Source organism: Clavibacter vidaverae, from assembly GCF_047529985.1.
In the GTDB taxonomy this organism is placed as follows: Bacteria; Actinomycetota; Actinomycetes; order Actinomycetales; family Microbacteriaceae; genus Clavibacter; species Clavibacter nebraskensis_A.
The window spans coordinates 468,523-484,538 of sequence record NZ_JBLJAM010000002.1; the positions used below are offsets into that span (position 1 = coordinate 468,523).

13 protein-coding genes are annotated in these 16,016 nt (G+C 74.4%); 8 read left to right on the forward strand and 5 right to left on the reverse strand.

Annotation, left to right across the window (positions count from 1 at the left end; translation table 11 throughout):
- Genes ACMT9T_RS14960 through ACMT9T_RS14970 form a run of 3 tightly spaced genes read right to left on the reverse strand, consistent with a single transcriptional unit; the run spans position 1 to position 3,654 of the window.
- Positions 1-1,167, reverse strand: coding sequence for a magnesium and cobalt transport protein CorA (locus tag ACMT9T_RS14960; protein WP_414746293.1), 1,167 nt, complete (start codon positions 1,165-1,167; stop codon positions 1-3).
- 58 nt (positions 1,168-1,225) lie between these two features.
- A complete protein-coding gene (locus ACMT9T_RS14965; RefSeq protein ID WP_414746294.1) occupies positions 1,226-2,065 on the reverse strand; it encodes an aldo/keto reductase in 840 nt (279 codons plus the stop codon).
- Positions 2,062-3,654 carry a long-chain-fatty-acid--CoA ligase gene (locus ACMT9T_RS14970; protein WP_414746295.1) on the reverse strand — a complete coding sequence of 531 codons (1,593 nt, stop codon included), beginning with the start codon at positions 3,652-3,654 and terminating at the stop codon, positions 2,062-2,064. The genes ACMT9T_RS14965 and ACMT9T_RS14970 overlap by 4 nt, the downstream gene beginning before the upstream one ends.
- Before the next feature lie 144 nt (positions 3,655-3,798).
- On the opposite strand from ACMT9T_RS14970, the gene hrpA reads away from it, so the two are divergent.
- The 3 genes from hrpA (at position 3,799) to ACMT9T_RS14985 (ending at position 9,459) form a co-directional block, all read left to right on the forward strand.
- A complete protein-coding gene (gene hrpA / locus ACMT9T_RS14975; protein ID WP_414746296.1) occupies positions 3,799-7,617 on the forward strand; it encodes an ATP-dependent RNA helicase HrpA in 3,819 nt (1,272 codons plus the stop codon).
- 66 nt (positions 7,618-7,683) lie between these two features.
- A complete protein-coding gene (locus ACMT9T_RS14980; RefSeq protein WP_414746297.1) occupies positions 7,684-8,154 on the forward strand; it encodes a shikimate kinase in 471 nt (156 codons plus the stop codon).
- Between the two features lie 138 nt (positions 8,155-8,292).
- Positions 8,293-9,459, forward strand: a complete 1,167-nt coding sequence (locus ACMT9T_RS14985; RefSeq protein WP_414746298.1) for a PP2C family protein-serine/threonine phosphatase — start codon at positions 8,293-8,295, stop codon at positions 9,457-9,459.
- On the opposite strand, the gene ACMT9T_RS14990 is transcribed toward ACMT9T_RS14985, so the two are convergent.
- Complete coding sequence (locus tag ACMT9T_RS14990; protein WP_414746299.1) at positions 9,460-10,308, reverse strand: sulfurtransferase; 849 nt, start codon at positions 10,306-10,308, stop codon at positions 9,460-9,462.
- 48 nt (positions 10,309-10,356) lie between these two features.
- Between ACMT9T_RS14990 and ACMT9T_RS14995 the strand changes: the two genes are divergently transcribed.
- From ACMT9T_RS14995 to ACMT9T_RS15015, 5 genes are all read left to right on the forward strand, one after another.
- Complete coding sequence (locus ACMT9T_RS14995) at positions 10,357-11,097, forward strand: response regulator transcription factor (protein ID WP_414746300.1); 741 nt, start codon at positions 10,357-10,359, stop codon at positions 11,095-11,097.
- Positions 11,094-12,176 (forward strand): sensor histidine kinase, encoded by a 1,083-nt coding sequence (locus ACMT9T_RS15000; RefSeq protein WP_414746301.1) that lies wholly within the window; start codon positions 11,094-11,096, stop codon positions 12,174-12,176. Before ACMT9T_RS14995 ends, ACMT9T_RS15000 begins: the two co-directional genes overlap by 4 nt.
- 156 nt (positions 12,177-12,332) lie before the next feature.
- Entirely contained in the window at positions 12,333-12,962 is a 630-nt protein-coding gene (locus tag ACMT9T_RS15005) for a M15 family metallopeptidase (RefSeq protein ID WP_414746302.1), read from the forward strand.
- 211 nt (positions 12,963-13,173) lie between these two features.
- Positions 13,174-14,367 (forward strand): alanine racemase, encoded by a 1,194-nt coding sequence (gene alr / locus ACMT9T_RS15010; RefSeq protein ID WP_414746303.1) that lies wholly within the window; start codon positions 13,174-13,176, stop codon positions 14,365-14,367.
- Entirely contained in the window at positions 14,364-15,398 is a 1,035-nt protein-coding gene (locus tag ACMT9T_RS15015; protein WP_414746304.1) for a D-alanine--D-alanine ligase, read from the forward strand. The genes alr and ACMT9T_RS15015 overlap by 4 nt, the downstream gene beginning before the upstream one ends.
- Here the strand turns inward: ACMT9T_RS15015 and ACMT9T_RS15020 are convergent.
- The gene (locus tag ACMT9T_RS15020) at positions 15,361-15,897 is read right to left on the reverse strand and encodes a GNAT family N-acetyltransferase (RefSeq protein WP_414746305.1); all 537 of its coding nucleotides are present in this window, start codon (positions 15,895-15,897) and stop codon (positions 15,361-15,363) included. The genes ACMT9T_RS15015 and ACMT9T_RS15020 overlap by 38 nt on opposite strands.
- Positions 15,898-16,016: the final 119 nt, after the last annotated feature.

Consider the following 16,016-nt stretch of genomic DNA (forward strand, 5'->3'; position numbering starts at 1 on the left):
TCAGATCCAGTCGCGCTTGCGGAAGATGCCGTAGAGCACGCCGCTCACGCCGAGCATGAGCACGAGGGAGAAGGGGTAGCCCCAGTCCCAGTGCAGCTCCGGCATGATGTCGAAGTTCATGCCGTAGACGCTCGAGACCAGCGTGGGCGCGAAGAGGATGGCCGCCCAGCCGGAGATCTTGCGGGTCTCCACGCTCTGCCGGTTGCTCGACTCGCTGAGCTCCCGCATCTCCTCGTTCTGGCGCTGGCCGACGAGCGTCGAGTTCACCGTGAGGATGTCGCGCAGCAGCACGCGGAACTCCTCGACACGCTCGTTGACGACGATGACGTGGTCGGCCACGTCGCGGAGCGCCTGCTGCAGCTCCTCGCCCACGCGGTACTTGCCGGATCCCGCCTGCAGCTGCAGCAGCATGCCGGTGAGCGGACGGACCGCGCGCTGGAAGTCGATGACCTCGCGGCTCAGCTCGTAGATGCGGCGGGACACGGCCGGATCCCCGTCGAACACCTGGTCCTCGATCTCGTCGATGTCGTTCGCGAGGCCCGTGACGACGGGCGCGTAGCCGTCGACGACCGCGTCGAGGATCGCGTAGAGCACCGACTCGGGGCCGTTGGCGAGGAGCTCGGGACGCTCCTGCATGCGGGTGCGGACGGCGGAGAGGTCCGGCGACTCCGCGTGCCGGACGGTGATCACGAAGTTGCGGCCGAGGAACACGTGCAGCTCGCCGAACTCCACCTCCTCGCGGTCGTCCACGTAGCGGGCGGCGCGCAGCACGGTGAAGAGGGTCGAGCTGTAGCGCTCGGTCTTGGGGCGCTGGTGGGCCTGCACCGCGTCCTCCACCGCCAGCTCGTGCAGGTCGAACTCCTCGGCGAGCGCCTGCAGCTCCTCCACGGTCGGGCGGTACAGGCCGATCCACGCCATGGCGTCGGGCCGCGCGTCGAGCTCGCGGAAGGTGTCGGCGAGCGTTGCGGGCGAGGCGACGCGGCAGCCGTCGACGTACACGCCGTTGTCGACGAGGCTCGGGCGGCGCGGGCCGCCGGGCGTGCCGTGCGCGACCCCGTCCGCATCCGACCTCACGACGCCGCCGGCGCTCCCGCCGAGGGGCGCGACGCCCCGGGCGACCACGGACTTCAAGCGCGTGCGGATGCGGTGCTGGGACATGACGGACACCGTACCCGGCCGACATGACGCGTCCCCGGCGTCGTCCCGGGGCGCGCGTCCGGACGGGTCAGACCACGGCGTCCGGGTGGCTGCCCACGCGTCCCGCGGCCTCGAGCGCGGTGATCCCCGCCATCTCCTCGTCGGTCAGCGCGAAGTCGAAGACGTCGGCGTTCTCGACCAGCCGCTCGCGCCGCGTCGTCTTGGGGAAGACGATCGTGCCCTGCTGCACGTGCCAGCGCAGCACGACCTGCGCGTCGGTGCGGTCGTGCGCGCGGGCGGCGTCGCGCACCACGTCGGCGTCCGCGACGGCGCCGCGCGCGAGCGGGCTCCACGCCTGCACCGCGATCCCGTGCTCCGCGAGGTAGGAGGTCGTCTCCCGCTGCTGGTGCCGCGGGTGCAGCTCGATCTGGTCCACCGCGGGCGCGGGCAGCCCGGCGGCGGCGAGCGCCTCGAGGTGCGGCACGAGGAAGTTGGAGACGCCGATCGAGCGGGTCAGCCCCTCCGCGCGCGCCTGGGCGAGCGCCTCCCACGTCTCCACGTAGAGGCCGCGCTCGGCGGCCGGCCAGTGGATGAGGATCAGGTCGACGGCGGGCAGGCCCAGCCGCTCGAGGCTGCGGTTCATGGCGTCGTGGGCCCGGTCGCGGCCGTGGTCGTCGTTCCAGACCTTGGTCGTGACGAACAGCTCGTCGCGCGGGATCCCCGAGTCGCGGATCGCCCGCCCGACGCCCTCCTCGTTGCCGTACATGGCGGCGGTGTCGATGTGCCGGTAGCCGACCTCGAGGGCCTCGGAGACGACGCGCTCGGCGTCGTCGTCGGAGACCTTGTAGGTGCCGACGCCGAACTGCGGGATGGGGATCCCGTCGCCCATCGGCACGGACGGGATCGGGGTGCGGAGGACGCCGCTCATGCCCCGAACCGCTCGACGAGGGTCCGCTTGAGGACCTTCCCGCTCGGCCCGAGCGGCAGCGCCTCCACCACCTCGACCCGCCGCGGGTACTTGTAGGAGGCGACGCGCTCCCGCATGTACGCGACGACCTCCTCGGCGTCGACCTCCGCGTCCGCCTTCACCACGATCGCGGCGACGACCTCCTGGCCGTGCAGCTCGTGGGGCACGCCGAAGACAGCGCACTGCGCGACGGCCTCGTGCCGGGCGAGCACCTCCTCGACCTCGCGCGGGTACACGTTGTAGCCGTTGCGCAGGATCATGTCCTTCGTCCGGTCGACCACGCGGATGTAGCCCTCGTCGTCGACGGTGCCGAGGTCGCCCGTGCGGAACCAGCCGTCGACGATGGCGCGGGCCGTGTCCTCGGGGCGGTGCAGGTAGCCGTTCATGAGGTTGTGCCCGCGGATCACGATCTCGCCGAGCACGCCGCGCTCGACGAGCTCCACGCGGTCCTCGTGCTCGGGGTCGGCGATCTCGATCTGCACGCCCCAGATCGGCTTGCCCACGGTGCCCGGTCGCGCCGGGAGCCCGACGTGGTTGAACGACGCGACGGGCGAGGTCTCGGTGAGGCCGTAGCCCTCGTGGATTTCCGCGGCGAAGGCCTCCCGGAACGCCTCGATCACGGCCACCGGGAGCGCGGCGCCGCCCGAGATCGCGTACCGGAGCGGCGGACGGGCCGCGTTCCGGGCGGCGGCTCCGAGAAGCGCGATGTACATGGTCGGCACGCCCATGAACACCTGCGTCTCGTGCTCGACCATGAGCGCGAGCGCGGCGTCGCCGTCGAACCGCGGCACCATGACGATGGTGGCGCCCGCGCGGAACGACGCGTTCATGGTGCAGGTCTGGCCGAACGTGTGGAACAGGGGCAGGCAGCCGAGGATCCGGTCGCCCGCGCGCAGGTCGAAGGTGTCGAGCAGCAGCACGTCGACCTGCATGACGAGCGCGAGGTGGGATCCCTCGGCGCCCTTCGGCTGGCCGGTCGTGCCCGACGTGTAGAGGATCGTCGCCGTGTCGGACGGCCGGCGCGGCACGTAGGTGCGGATGGGCGTCGCCGCCTGCGCGAGCTCCTCCAGCCGGTCGGGCCCGCCCTCGGTGGCGGCCGGCACGAGCACGCTGATCACCGGCACGTCGGCGAGCGCCGCGCCCTTCCCGCCCTGCTCGAGCAGCGGTCCGGCGCACACCAGCAGCGCGGATCCGGAGTCGCGCAGCACGTACGCGATCTCCTCGCCCTTGAGCAGCGCGTGCACGGGCACGACCACGCCGCCGAGCGCGAGCACCGCGTAGTAGACGCGCGGGAAGTCGGCCACGTTCGGGATGAGCATCGCGACGCGCGTGCCCTCGCCCACCCCGCGCGCGGCGAGCGCCCCGGCGTAGGCGCGGGTCTCGTCCCAGAGCTCGCGGTAGGTGGTGGAGACGTCGCCGACGACCACGGCGACCCGGTCGGCGTGCCGCTCGGCGGACTCGGCGAGGACGGCGGCGACCGACATGGAGGCGAACCCCTGCGGCGGCTGGGCGTCCTCGTGCTCGGCGAGGAGGGGGCTGTCGGAGGTCATGGGCGGATCCCGTCGGTCGTGGTCGTCGTCGACTCGGACAGCGGATGCCGCCCCGGCGCCGCACGGACCGACGCCTTCCTCCCGACGATAGCCACCGGCACCCGCCGTGGGGCCGGATCGGGCCGCCGATAGGATGGGACCAGCATGGAATTCAGCATCGCGTACCCGCCGGAGCTCCCCGTCAGCCGGATGCGCGACGAGATCGCCGAGGCCATCCGCGACAACCAGGTCGTCATCGTCGCGGGCGCGACCGGCTCCGGCAAGACCACGCAGCTGCCGAAGATCTGCCTCGAGCTCGGCCGCGAGAGCATCGGCCACACGCAGCCCCGCCGGCTCGCCGCGCGCACCATCTCGGAGCGCATCGCGGAGGAGCTCGGCGGCGAGGTGGGCCAGCTCGTCGGCTACCAGGTGCGCTTCACCGACAAGGTCTCCGCCGACACCCGCATCAAGCTGATGACCGACGGGATCCTGCTCAACGAGCTGCAGCGCGACCGGCTGCTCAGGAAGTACGACACGATCATCATCGACGAGGCCCACGAGCGCAGCCTCAACATCGACTTCCTGCTCGGCTACCTCAAGCAGCTGCTGCCGCGCCGGCCCGACCTCAAGGTCATCATCACCTCGGCCACCATCGACCCGCAGAGCTTCTCGAAGCACTTCGGCGACGCGCCCATCGTCGAGGTGTCGGGGCGCACGTACCCCGTGGAGATCCGGTACCGGCCGCTCGTCGCGGAGGCGCCCGCCGCGGGCGACGACGACGACCTCGCCGACGCCCCGATGGAGCGCCCGGCCGACGACCGCGACTACCTCGAGGGGATCAACGCGGCGCTCGACGAGCTCGCGGGCGAGTCCTCGGGCGACGTGCTCGTGTTCCTCAGCGGCGAGAACGAGATCCGCGACGCCGAGGACGCGATCCGCAGCCGCAACCTCCCGCACACCGAGGTGCTGCCGCTCTACGGCCGCCTCTCCTCCGCGGACCAGCACCGCGTCTTCCAGCCGTCGACGCAGGCGGGCGTGCGCCGCCGCATCGTGCTGGCCACCAACGTCGCCGAGACGAGCCTCACCGTCCCCGGCATCAAGTACGTCATCGACGCCGGCACCGCGCGCATCTCCCGCTACTCCGTGCGCTCCAAGGTGCAGCGCCTCCCCATCGAGGCCGTGTCCCAGGCGTCGGCGAACCAGCGCTCGGGCCGCTCCGGCCGGACGAGCGACGGCATCGCGATCCGCCTCTACTCGGAGGAGGACTTCCTCCGGCGGCCCGAGTTCACCGAGCCGGAGATCCTCCGCACGAACCTCGCGGCCGTGATCCTGCAGATGGTGTCGCTCGGCCTGGGCGACATCGCCGCGTTCCCGTTCCTCCAGCCGCCGGACTCGCGCGGCATCAAGGACGGCGTCGACCTCCTCACCGAGCTGGGCGCGGTCGTCCGCTCCCCCGACGGCACGCCCGCCCTCACCAAGGTGGGCCGCGACCTGTCGCGCCTGCCCATCGACCCGCGGTTCGCCCGCATGGTCGTCGAGTCGCGCAAGCACGGCGTGAGCCGCGAGGTCATGATCATCGTGGCCGGCCTCACCATCCAGGACGTCCGCGAGCGCCCGCTCGAGAAGCGCCCGCAGGCCGACCAGCAGCACGCGCGCTTCGTGGATCCGTCGAGCGACTTCATCACCCTCCTCAACCTCTGGAACCACCTGGAGGAGAAGGAGGCCGAGCTCTCCTCGAGCGCGTTCCGCCGCATGTGCAAGGCCGAGTTCCTCAACTACGTGCGCGTGCGCGAGTGGAAGGACGTGTTCCGGCAGCTGCGCCAGCTCGCCCGCCCGCTCGACCTCCAGATGAACGAGCCGAAGGCCGACCCGGACGGGATCCACAAGTCGCTCCTCGCGGGCCTCCTCTCCCACATCGGGCTGAAGGACGCGCAGAAGAAGGACTACGTGGGCGCCCGGCAGGCCCGGTTCGTGGTGTTCCCGGGATCCGCGCTCGCGAAGAAGCAGCCCGACGCGATCATGAGCGCCGAGCTCGTGGAGACCAGCCGCCTGTTCGCGCGCACCAACGCGGCCATCGACCCGGCGTGGGCCGAGCCCATCGCGGGCTCCCTCGTGAAGCGCACCCACAGCGAGCCGCACTGGGAGAAGAAGCAGGGCGCGACCGTGGCGTGGGAGCGGGTGACGCTGTACGGCGTGCCGATCGTGCTCAAGCGCCGCGTGCAGTTCTCCCGCATCGACCCCGCGTACGCGCGCGAGCTCTTCATCCGGCACGCGCTCGTCGAGGGCGACTGGGAGTCGCAGCAGGCGTTCGACCGCGCCAACCGGAAGCTCCGCGAGGAGCTCGCCGAGGTCGAGGAGCGCACGCGCCGACGCGACATCCTCAACGACGACGAGGCCGTCTTCGAGTTCTACGACAAGCGGATCCCGCGCGACGTCGCCTCCACGCGCGCCTTCGAGGGCTGGTGGAAGAAGGCCCGGCAGGAGACGCCCGACCTCCTCACGATGACCGCCGAGGAGCTCCTCGCGGAGGACGCCGTCGACGTCGACGAGGCCGCCTTCCCGCCCACCTGGCAGCAGGGCGACCAGCGCCTCTCGCTCACCTACCGCTTCGAGCCGGGCGCGCCCGACGACGGCGTGACCGTGCAGGTGCCGCTCGCGCTGCTCGCGCGCCTCAGCCCCGCCGGCTTCGACTGGCAGGTGCCGGGCATGCGGCGCGACCTCGTCACCGCGATGATCAAGGCCCTGCCGAAGGCGCTGCGCAAGAACGTGGTGCCGGCCGCCGACTGGGCCGACCGGCTGCTCGAGGGGCTGCCCGAGCCGGATCCGCAGCACCCCGTGGCCTTCACCACCACCATCGCCGGGCTCATCATGCGGAAGGCGCACGTGCGCGTCGCCGACGACGACTTCGACCTCGACCGGATCCCCGCGCATCTCCGCATGGCGTTCCGCGTGGTCGACGAGCGCGGCCGCGAGGTCGCCGCCGGCCGCGACCTCACCGAGCTGCAGGCGCGCCTGTCCAGCCGCGCGCGCGACAGCGTCGCCCGGGCCACCGCGCGACCCGTCGAGCGCGTCGCCGGCGCGACGGCCGGCGCGACCCGCGGCATGGAGCGCACGGGCCTCACCACGTGGGACCTCGACGAGCTGCCCCGCTTCGTCGACACCGCGCAGGGCGGCACGGGCGACAGCCGGCACGTCATCCGCGCCTACCCGGCGCTCGTCGACGAGGGATCCACCGTCGCGATCCGGCTCATGGCGACCGCCGAGGACCAGGCGCGCGCGATGCCCGGCGGCGTGCGGCGCCTGCTCGTGCTCGCCATCGCGAACCCGTCGGCCTACGTGAAGCAGCACCTCACGAGCCAGGAGAAGCTGATGCTCGCGACGAGCCCGTACGCGAACGTGCAGGCGCTCTTCGACGACTGCCTGCTCGCCTGCATCGACCAGGTGCTCGAGCGCGTCGCGCCGGGCGGGGCCATCTACTCCAAGGAGCTGTTCGAGACCGCGCGCGACCGCGTCTCGGGCGTGGTCATGGACTCGATGTTCGACACCGTGGCCCTCGTCAACCGCGTGCTCACGGGTGCGCGCGATGCCGAGCGGGCCATCAAGCAGGCCACGAGCATGCAGCTGATCGGCGCCCTCACCGACGCGCGCGAGCAGCTCGCGGGCCTCGTGCACCCGGGCTTCGTCTCGGCCACCGGGCTCGCCCGGCTGCAGCGCCTGCCCGCCTACCTGTCCGGCCTCACGCACCGCGTGCAGCGCCTCCCCGACCAGCCCGCGCGCGATCGCGCGTGGATGACCGAGGTGCAGAAGGCGACCGACCTCTACCGCGAGGCCGACGGCGTCATCCCGTCCGCGCCGCACGCGCCCGAGTCGCTCGTGCACGCCCGCTGGATGCTCGAGGAGCTGCGCCTCAGCCTCTTCGCCCAGCACCTGCCGACGGCCGAGCCGGTGTCGCTGCAGCGGATCCGCAAGGTGCTCGCGGGCTGAGGCCCGGGCGGCGGTCGACGTCCGCGCGCGTGGCGGCTCCCCGCCGACGCCGCGTACCGTCGACGCATGACGCGGATCCTCCTCACCGGCATGTCCGGCGCCGGGAAGTCGACGGTCCTCGCCGAGCTCGCGCGCCGCGGGCACCGCACGCTCGACACCGACCACGACGGCTGGACGCTCCCGGACGGCCGATGGGACGAGCCCCGGATGGCGCGCCTGCTGGACCGGGAGCCGCGCATCGTCGTCTCCGGCACGGTCGAGAACCAGGGCGCGTTCCGGGACCGGTTCGCCCACGTCGTGCTCCTCAGCGCGCCGCTCGACGTCCTGCTCGCCCGTGTCGCCGCGCGCACCGGGAACGACTACGGGAAGGATCCCTCCGAGCGCGAGGAGATCCGCCGCGACACCGCGGAGGTGGAGCCGCTGCTCCGGCGCTCGGCCGACGTCGAGCTCGACGGGCGCCGCGCGATCGGGGACCTCGCCGACGAGATGGATCGGCTGCTGCAGGGACGCGCCGGACCGGGCCGCGCCGGTTCCTAGGCCTCCGCGCGCCGCGCCGGCGGCGCCCGGACGGATTCCCTCGGGCGCGTAGGCTCTGAGGAGCGCGTGCGGCCGGTCCGACGTCACGCGCGATGCGCGGATCGGGGGATCCGCCGAGGAGCACAGGGGGAGCACGGGATGGACACGGAGCTCCGGGAACGCCAGCGCCTCGAGTCGCTCGAGTCGCTGCACGTGTACGGCACGGGGCCGGAGACGCGGTTCGACCGGATCACGATGATGATCGCCGAGTTCTACCGCGTGCCGATCGCCGCGGTCGGCATCATCGGCGCCGACGCCATCTGGATGAAATCGAGCATCGGCCTGCCCAGCCCGCGTTGGGCGCGCAACGGCACGTTCACCGAGGCGGCCCTCGACGCGGACGGCATGCTCGTCGTCGAGGACGCGCGGGAGGATCCGCGCCTCGCCTCCTCGCCCAGCGCCACGGGATCGCTCGGCGTCCGCTTCTACGCGGCGCAGCAGCTGCGCGCGCCCGACGGCAACGTCATCGGCGTCTTCTTCGTCGCCGACACGGCGCCGCGGTCCTTCGACGAGTCCGACCGCGCGCGGCTCGCCCTCATCGGCGACTTCTTCGCCGAGGAGCTGGCGCGCGAGACCGACAGCCAGCGCGCCGCCGACGTCGCCCGCGCGCTCTCGCCGCAGCCGGCCCCGCACCTCGACGGCTACGAGGTCGCGGGCACGAGCATCCCCGCGCAGACGGTGGGCGGCGACGTGCACGACTGGTTCCTCGAGGGCGGCGACCTCCGCTTGACGCTCGCCGACGTGATGGGCAAGGGCGTGGGCGCCGCGATCCTCGCCGCCGGCGTCCGCGCGACCGTCCGCCTGGCGTCCCGCACGGAGGGCGTCCGCAGCACGATGGTCCGGACGGCCACCGCGCTCGTCGACGACCTGGCCTCCGCGGGATCCTTCAGCACGCTCTTCCACGCCCGGCTCGAGCTCACGACGGGCGTGCTCACCTACGTCGACGCCGGGCACGGGCTCACCCTGGTGATCCGCGCCGACGGCAGCACCGTGCGCCTGCGCGGAGACCACCTGCCGCTCGGGCTGGAGGCGCCGGACGCGTGGCAGGAGGAGTCGATCCGGCTGGAACCCGGCGACACCCTCCTGATCTTCAGCGACGGCCTCCTCGACTTCTTCGAGGACGAGGAGGCCGCCCAGGCGTACCTGGCGGAGTTCCTGACGCTCCAGGGCTCGCCGCGGCGGTTCATCGACGCGCTGAACGCGCGCACGCCGGTGAGCCAGGCGGACGACTGCACGATCATCGCCGTGCAGCGCCTGCCCCGCTGATCAGCGGTCGCCGCCCGGCTCCGCACCCGTCGCGACGGGCCGCTCGGGCCGGTTCGACCACGCCGACCAGGATCCCGGGTACAGCGCGGCGTCGATGCCCGCGATCGCGAGCGCCGCGACCTCGAGGGCCGCGCTGACGCCCGACCCGCAGTAGACCGCGACCTCGCCCGCGTCGGGCACGCCGAGCGCCTGGTAGAGGGCGCGCAGCTCCGCGGCCGGACGGAAGGTCCCGTCGGCGGCGAGGCCGTCGGTGGAGGGCGCGCTGAGGGCGCCCGGGATGTGGCCGGCGCGCGGATCCCACGGCTCGACCTCCCCGCGGTACCGCTCGCCCGCGCGGGCGTCGAGCAGGACGCCGTCGTGCGCGACGCGGGCGGCGCCGGTCTCGTCCAGGACGGCGAGGAGGCCGGAGGTCAGCGTCACGTCGCCGGGCGCCGGCATCACGGCGCCCGTCTCGAGCGGCAGGCCGGCGGCGGTCCAGGCCGGCAGCGCGCCGTCGAGGATCCGCACGTCGGCGATCCCCGCGTCGCGCAGCACCCACCACGCGCGCGCCGCCGCGAGGCTGCCCCCGCCGTCGTAGGCGACGACCACGTCGCCCTCCCGGATCCCCCAGCGGCGGGCCGCCTCCTGCAGCGCTTGGGGATCGGGCAGTGGATGCCGCCCCTCCTCGGGCGCGCCGTGCCCGGCGAGCTCCGTGTCGAGGTCGACGTACACGGCGCCCGGGATGTGCCCGGCCTCGTGCAGCGGACCGCCGGGCGGACCCCCGAGCGACCAGCGCACGTCGAGGACGCGGACGTCGTCGCGGGTGCGCAGGGCCAGGTCCAGCTCGGTCGGCGTGATGAGGATCTGCATCCGCCCATGCTGCCAGGAGGTCCCGCGCCGGACCGTAGGCTCGGGGGCATGCGCGTGCTCATCGTCGAGGACGAACCCCTGCTCGCCGCCTCGCTCCGCGACGGCCTCCGGCTCGAGGCCATCGCCGCCGACATCGCCCCGGACGGCGAGCGCGCGATGGAGGCCCTCGCCGAGAACGCGTACGACGCGATGCTCCTCGACCGCGACCTCCCGGGCATCCCCGGCGACGAGGTGGCCCGCCGCGTGGTCGCCGCGGGCATCCCGTGCCGGATCGTCATGGTCACCGCCGCCGACCGCCTGCACGAGAAGGTGCGCGGCTTCGAGCTGGGCGCCGACGACTACATCACGAAGCCCTTCGAGCTGAAGGAGGTGGTGATGCGGCTGCGCGCCATCGGACGCCGCCCCGCCGCCGCCGCGCCGCCCGTGCTCGAGCGCGCGGGCCTCCGCCTCGACCCGTTCCGCCGCGAGGTGTACCGCGACGGCCGGTACGTGGCCGTCACGCGCAAGCAGTTCCAGGTGCTCGAGGTGCTGCTGTCCGCGCAGGGCGGGGTGATCAGCGCGGAGGACCTGCTCGCCCGCGCCTGGGACGAGAACGCGGACCCGTTCACGAACGCCGTGCGGATCACCATCTCCTCGCTCCGGAAGCGGCTCGGCGACCCGTGGATCATCCACACCGTCGCGGGCGTCGGCTACCGGCTCGACGCGCCCGACGCCGGGCCGCGCGGAACCGGCACCGGCACCGGTGACGACGACAGCGACGGCGCGGCCCCCGCCGACCCGCCCGCATGAGCGCCCGCCTCCGCCTCACGCTCAGCTACGCGGGGTTCCTGCTCCTCGCGGCCGCGGCGATGCTGCTCCTGCTCGTCTACATCCTCCGCTTCGTCCCCTCCGAGCCCATCGACGCGGCCGACGGCTTCGTCCCCAGCCGGGGCGACCTGCTCACGGCGCTCTGGCCGCGGGCGCTCCAGGTGACGGCGGCGTTGCTCGTGGTCGGCCTCGTCGGCGGCTGGTTCCTGGCCGGCTGGATGCTGCGGCCGCTGCAACGCCTCGGCGCCGTCGCCGACCGGGTGGCCGACGGATCCCTCGACTCGCGCGTCGGGCTGTCCCTCGACGACGAGTTCGGCCGTCTCGGCACCGCGTTCGACTCCATGCTCGACACCCTCCAGGCGGCGTTCGCGGAGCAGGAGCGCTTCACCGCGAACGTCTCCCACGAGCTGCGGACGCCGTACGCGATCTCGCGCATCGTGCTCGACGTGGCGCTGGCGGATCCCTCGCGCGTCGACCTCCCGCAGCTCCTCGGCCGGCTCGACGCGACGACCCGGCGCGGCACCGAGGCCGTCGAGGCGCTGCTCACCATCGCGACGCTCGACCACCTCGTCGAGCTGCAGCGGCGGCCGGTCGACGTCGCCGAGCTGGTCGCCCGGGTGGTGGAGGAGGTCCAGCCGCTCGCCGCCGAGGCGCGCGTGCGGATCCGCACGGAGCTCGGCGAGGGCGACTTCGACGGCGACGAGGTGCTCGTCGGTCAGCTCGTGATGAACCTCGTCGTCAACGGCATCCGGCACAACCTGCCGGAGGGCGGCGACCTGCTCGTCACGGCCGCGACCCTCGACGACGACCGGGTCGAGGCGCGGTTCCGGAACACCGGGCCCGTGATCCGCGCGGACGTCGCCCGGACCCTCAGCGGCGCGTTCGTGCGCGGCGCCGGGCGGACGACGACGCCCGACGCCCGCTCCGCCGTCGCGGACGGCAGCGGCTTGGGGCTCACGATCGTCGCGCGGGTCGCGCGCCTGCACGGCGCCGAGCTGACGATCGACCCGCGGCCGGGCGGCGGGCTCGACGTCCGCGTGGTCTTCCCCGCGCCGCGCTGAGCGCCCGCGGCCGCGGCTCCCCGACGCGGTCCGCACCCCGCATCCTGCCCGACGCGACGTATCGCGGGCGTATGCGGAAACGGCGACGCCCCTGCGACACGGCCCCTGGTGGTGTGGACCCGCACCCCGCCCGAAGCGGCGTGCGGAAAGGCACCCGTGACCCGCATCCCCGCCCGCTCCCCCGCGCCCCGCCTCCCCCGGCGACGCCCCGCCGCCGCCCTCCTCGCGGCCGTCCTCCTCGCCCCGGCGCTCGCGGGCTGCGTCGCGACGGATCCCGCCGGCGCGCTCCTCGAGGGCTCCGACACCGGCACCGGCATCGACGCCGCCGGGTCGACCGGCGACCCGCGCACGCCCGAGGAGGGCTGGATCCCGCTCGAGGCCCCCATCTCCCCCTTCGACGACGAGCACCCCGGCATCGCTCGCATGGATCCCGACCTCCGCGCCGCCATGCAGGACGCCGCCCGCGACGCCGCCGCCCAGGGCGTCGACATGGTCGTCGCCTCGGGCTGGCGCAGCGCCCGCTACCAGCAGCGCCTCCTCGACGACGGCCTCCGCAAGTACGGCAGCGCCGCCGAGGCGCGCAAGTGGGTCAGCACGCCCGAGCGCTCCGCCCACGTCACGGGCGACGCCGTCGACATCGGCCCGACGGATGCGGACAGCTGGCTCCAGCAGCACGGCGACCGCTACGGCCTCTGCCAGACCTACGCCAACGAGATGTGGCACTTCGAGCTCGCGACGGAGCCGGGCGGCACCTGCCCGCCCGGCGAGGAGGACGCGGCGGGATGAGCGCATCCACCGGCGCCGAGCGGCCCGCGCTCGGCCGGCACCCGGCCGTCGTCGAGGGCCGGGAGCGCGTGATCCGGGTCGGCCGACGCGACGGCCGTCCCCACCCGTCAGCCGCCCCCGGGTGGCCCGACCCCGCGACACCCTATGGTTGCCGGATGCGCGGTCCCGGGCTCGAGGACGGTCTCCCGTCCTGCCAGGGCGGTGCCGGCCGATGAGCGACCCCCACGGCGGCGCGCGCGTCGAGGTCGACGCCGACGCGATCCGGCACAACACCCGGGCGTTCGTCGCACGCACCGGGACGCCCGTCATGGCCGTCGTCAAGTCCGACGGCTACGGGCTCGGAGCCCTCACCGCCGCGCGGGCGGGCGTCGAGGGCGGCGCGACCTGGATCGGCGTGACCGCCGTGCAGCACGCCGTCCGCCTCCGCCTGGCCGGGATCCGCGTGCCCGCGCTCAGCTGGCTGAACACGACCCCCGTGGACTTCGCGCTCGCGGCGGAGCACCACGTGGACGTGGCGGTGGGCACCTCCGCGGAGCTCGCGCACGCGATCGACGCGGACGGCGCCCCCCGCGTCCACCTGCAGCTCGACACCGGGCTCACGCGCGAGGGCTTCCCCGAGGCGGACTGGGAGCTCCTCGCCGCCCGCGCCGCCGAGGCCGAGCGGCGCGGCCGCATCCGCGTCGTCGGGGCCATGACGCACATGGCGTCGGCCGACCGTCCGGCCGCACCCGCGAACGAGGCCCAGCGCCGGGCGTTCGACCGCGCCTGGGACGTCCTCCGCGACGCGGGGCTGGATCCCGAGGAGCGCCACGCCGCCGGGTCCGCCGCCGCCCTCCTCGACCCCGCCTCGCGCGGCACGCTGGTGCGGATCGGCGCCGGGCTCGCCGGGATCGACGCGAGCGGCACCGCCGGCCTCCGGTGGGCGCTCACCCTCCGCGCCCCGCTCATGGACGTGCGCCGGGTCGAGGCCGGGACGTCCGTCGGGTACGGCGGCGCCTGGACCGCCGAGCGCGACACGATGCTCGGGCTGCTCCCCGTCGGCTACGCGGACGGGCTCCCCCGCGCCGCCTCCCCGTCCGCCTCCGTGCAGGTCGCCGGCCGCCGCGTGCCGGTCGCCGGCGTGCTGTCCATGAACCAGACCGTCGTCGACCTCGGGCCGGGCTCCACGGCGTCGGTCGGCGACGAGGCCGTCGTGCTCGGCGACGGATCCGACGACGCGCCGACCGCGGGCGACTGGGCCCGCTGGGCCGGCACCATCCCGCACGAGGTGCTCACCGCCGTCGGCAGCGCCCTGTCGACGCACGCCGACGGCCCGGACGCGGGATCCGCATCCGGCCTGCCGATCGCGACCGCCCCGCTCGCCACCCCCGACCCGCCCCTCGTCCGGACGGAGATCCGCGCATGACCACCACCCCGCACGCACCCCGCACCTCGCCCGACGCCCCTGCGGACGCGGACGCCGTCGCCGCGCGCACGCGCGTCGCCGTCATCGGCGGCGGGAGGAGCACCGAGCACGACGTGTCGCTCGCGTCCGCCGCGGGCGTCGCCGCCGCGCTCGACGCGGAGCGCTTCGACGTCGTCCCGCTCACGCTTCTCCGCGACCACGGCTGGCGCGACGCCACCGGCCGCGCGCTCACGCTGGCCGGCGCGGTCGACGTGCTCGCCGGCTGCGACGTCGCCATCCCGATGCTGCACGGGCGGGACGGGGAGGACGGCACGATCGCCGCGCTCCTCGAGCTCGCGGGCATCCCCTACGTCGGATCCGGCGTGCGCGCGGGAGCCATCGGCATGGACAAGCTGCAGACCAAGCTCCTCGCGACCTCGATCGGCATCGCGGTCGCGCCCGGCGTGCAGCTCACGCGCGACGCGGCGGCCGCCTACGCGTGGGACCACCCGGTCATCGTGAAGCCGGCCGTGGGCGGATCAAGCCACGGCGTCGGCCTCGCGACCACCGCCGCCGATCTCCCGGCCGCGCTCGCGGACGCCTTCGACGTCGACGACCGCGTGCTGGTCGAGGACCTGATGTCGGGCCGCGAGATCGACCTGCCCGTCATCCGCACGGCGGACGGCACGGTGCGGATCGGGCCCGCGGTGGAGATCCTCGCCGACGGCGTGTTCGACGCGGAGACGAAGTACGGCGGCGAGGCCCGGTTCCGGATCCCCGCCCCGCTCGCACCCGCCGAGCTCACCGCCCTCCACGACGCCGCCACGCGCATGGCGGAGGCGCTCGACTGCCGCGGCGTCGTGCGCGTGGACTTCTTCCTGACCGCCGACGGCCCCGTCCTCAACGAGGTGAACACGACCCCGGGCTGCACCGCCGCGTCGCAGGTCCCGCGGAGCTTCGCCGCCGAGGGCGTCGCCTTCCCCGACCTGCTCGCGCTCCTCGTCGACGACGCCCTCAGCGCAGCGGCTTCTCGAAGCAGATCGAGTTCGTGACGGGGATGTACGGCGGGTACACGTCGATCGGCAGCCAGCCCGCGGTCTCGTAGAGCCGCACGGCGTCGGGCTGCCGGTCGCCCGTCTGGAGGATCAGCCGGCTCGCGCCGCGCTCCCGCGCCACCCGCTCGAGCTCGGCCATGAGCACGCGCGCGAGGCCCGTGCCGCGGTGCGCCGGATCCACGACCACCTTCTTCAGCTCCAGCTCGCCCCGCAGCCGTCGGATGACGCCGTGCGCGGCCGCCTCGCCGTCGTCGCCCTCGGGCACGAGCAGCACGACCGCCTCGACGTCGGCCGGGTCGAGCGCGAACGCGACCGCCGCCTTCACGGGCCAGTCGGGGTCGTCCGCGTGCCGGCCCTCGTAGCGGGCGTCCATCTCGTCCTCCATGGCGCGGCGGATCCGGGCGCCGCGCGGGTCGTCCCACCCCACGACCTCGGTGCGGTACGCCCGCCCGTCGCGGGCGAGGTGACGGGCGGCGGTGTCGTGCGGGTGGTCCATGGTCCCTCTCGGTGGCGGTGGCGGTGGTGCGGGTGGCGGCACGACGCCGCCCGCCCCGGCATCCGATGGATGCGCGGCGCGGGCGGCGTCGGGTGGTGCGGTGCCGCGTGGCGCGGCGG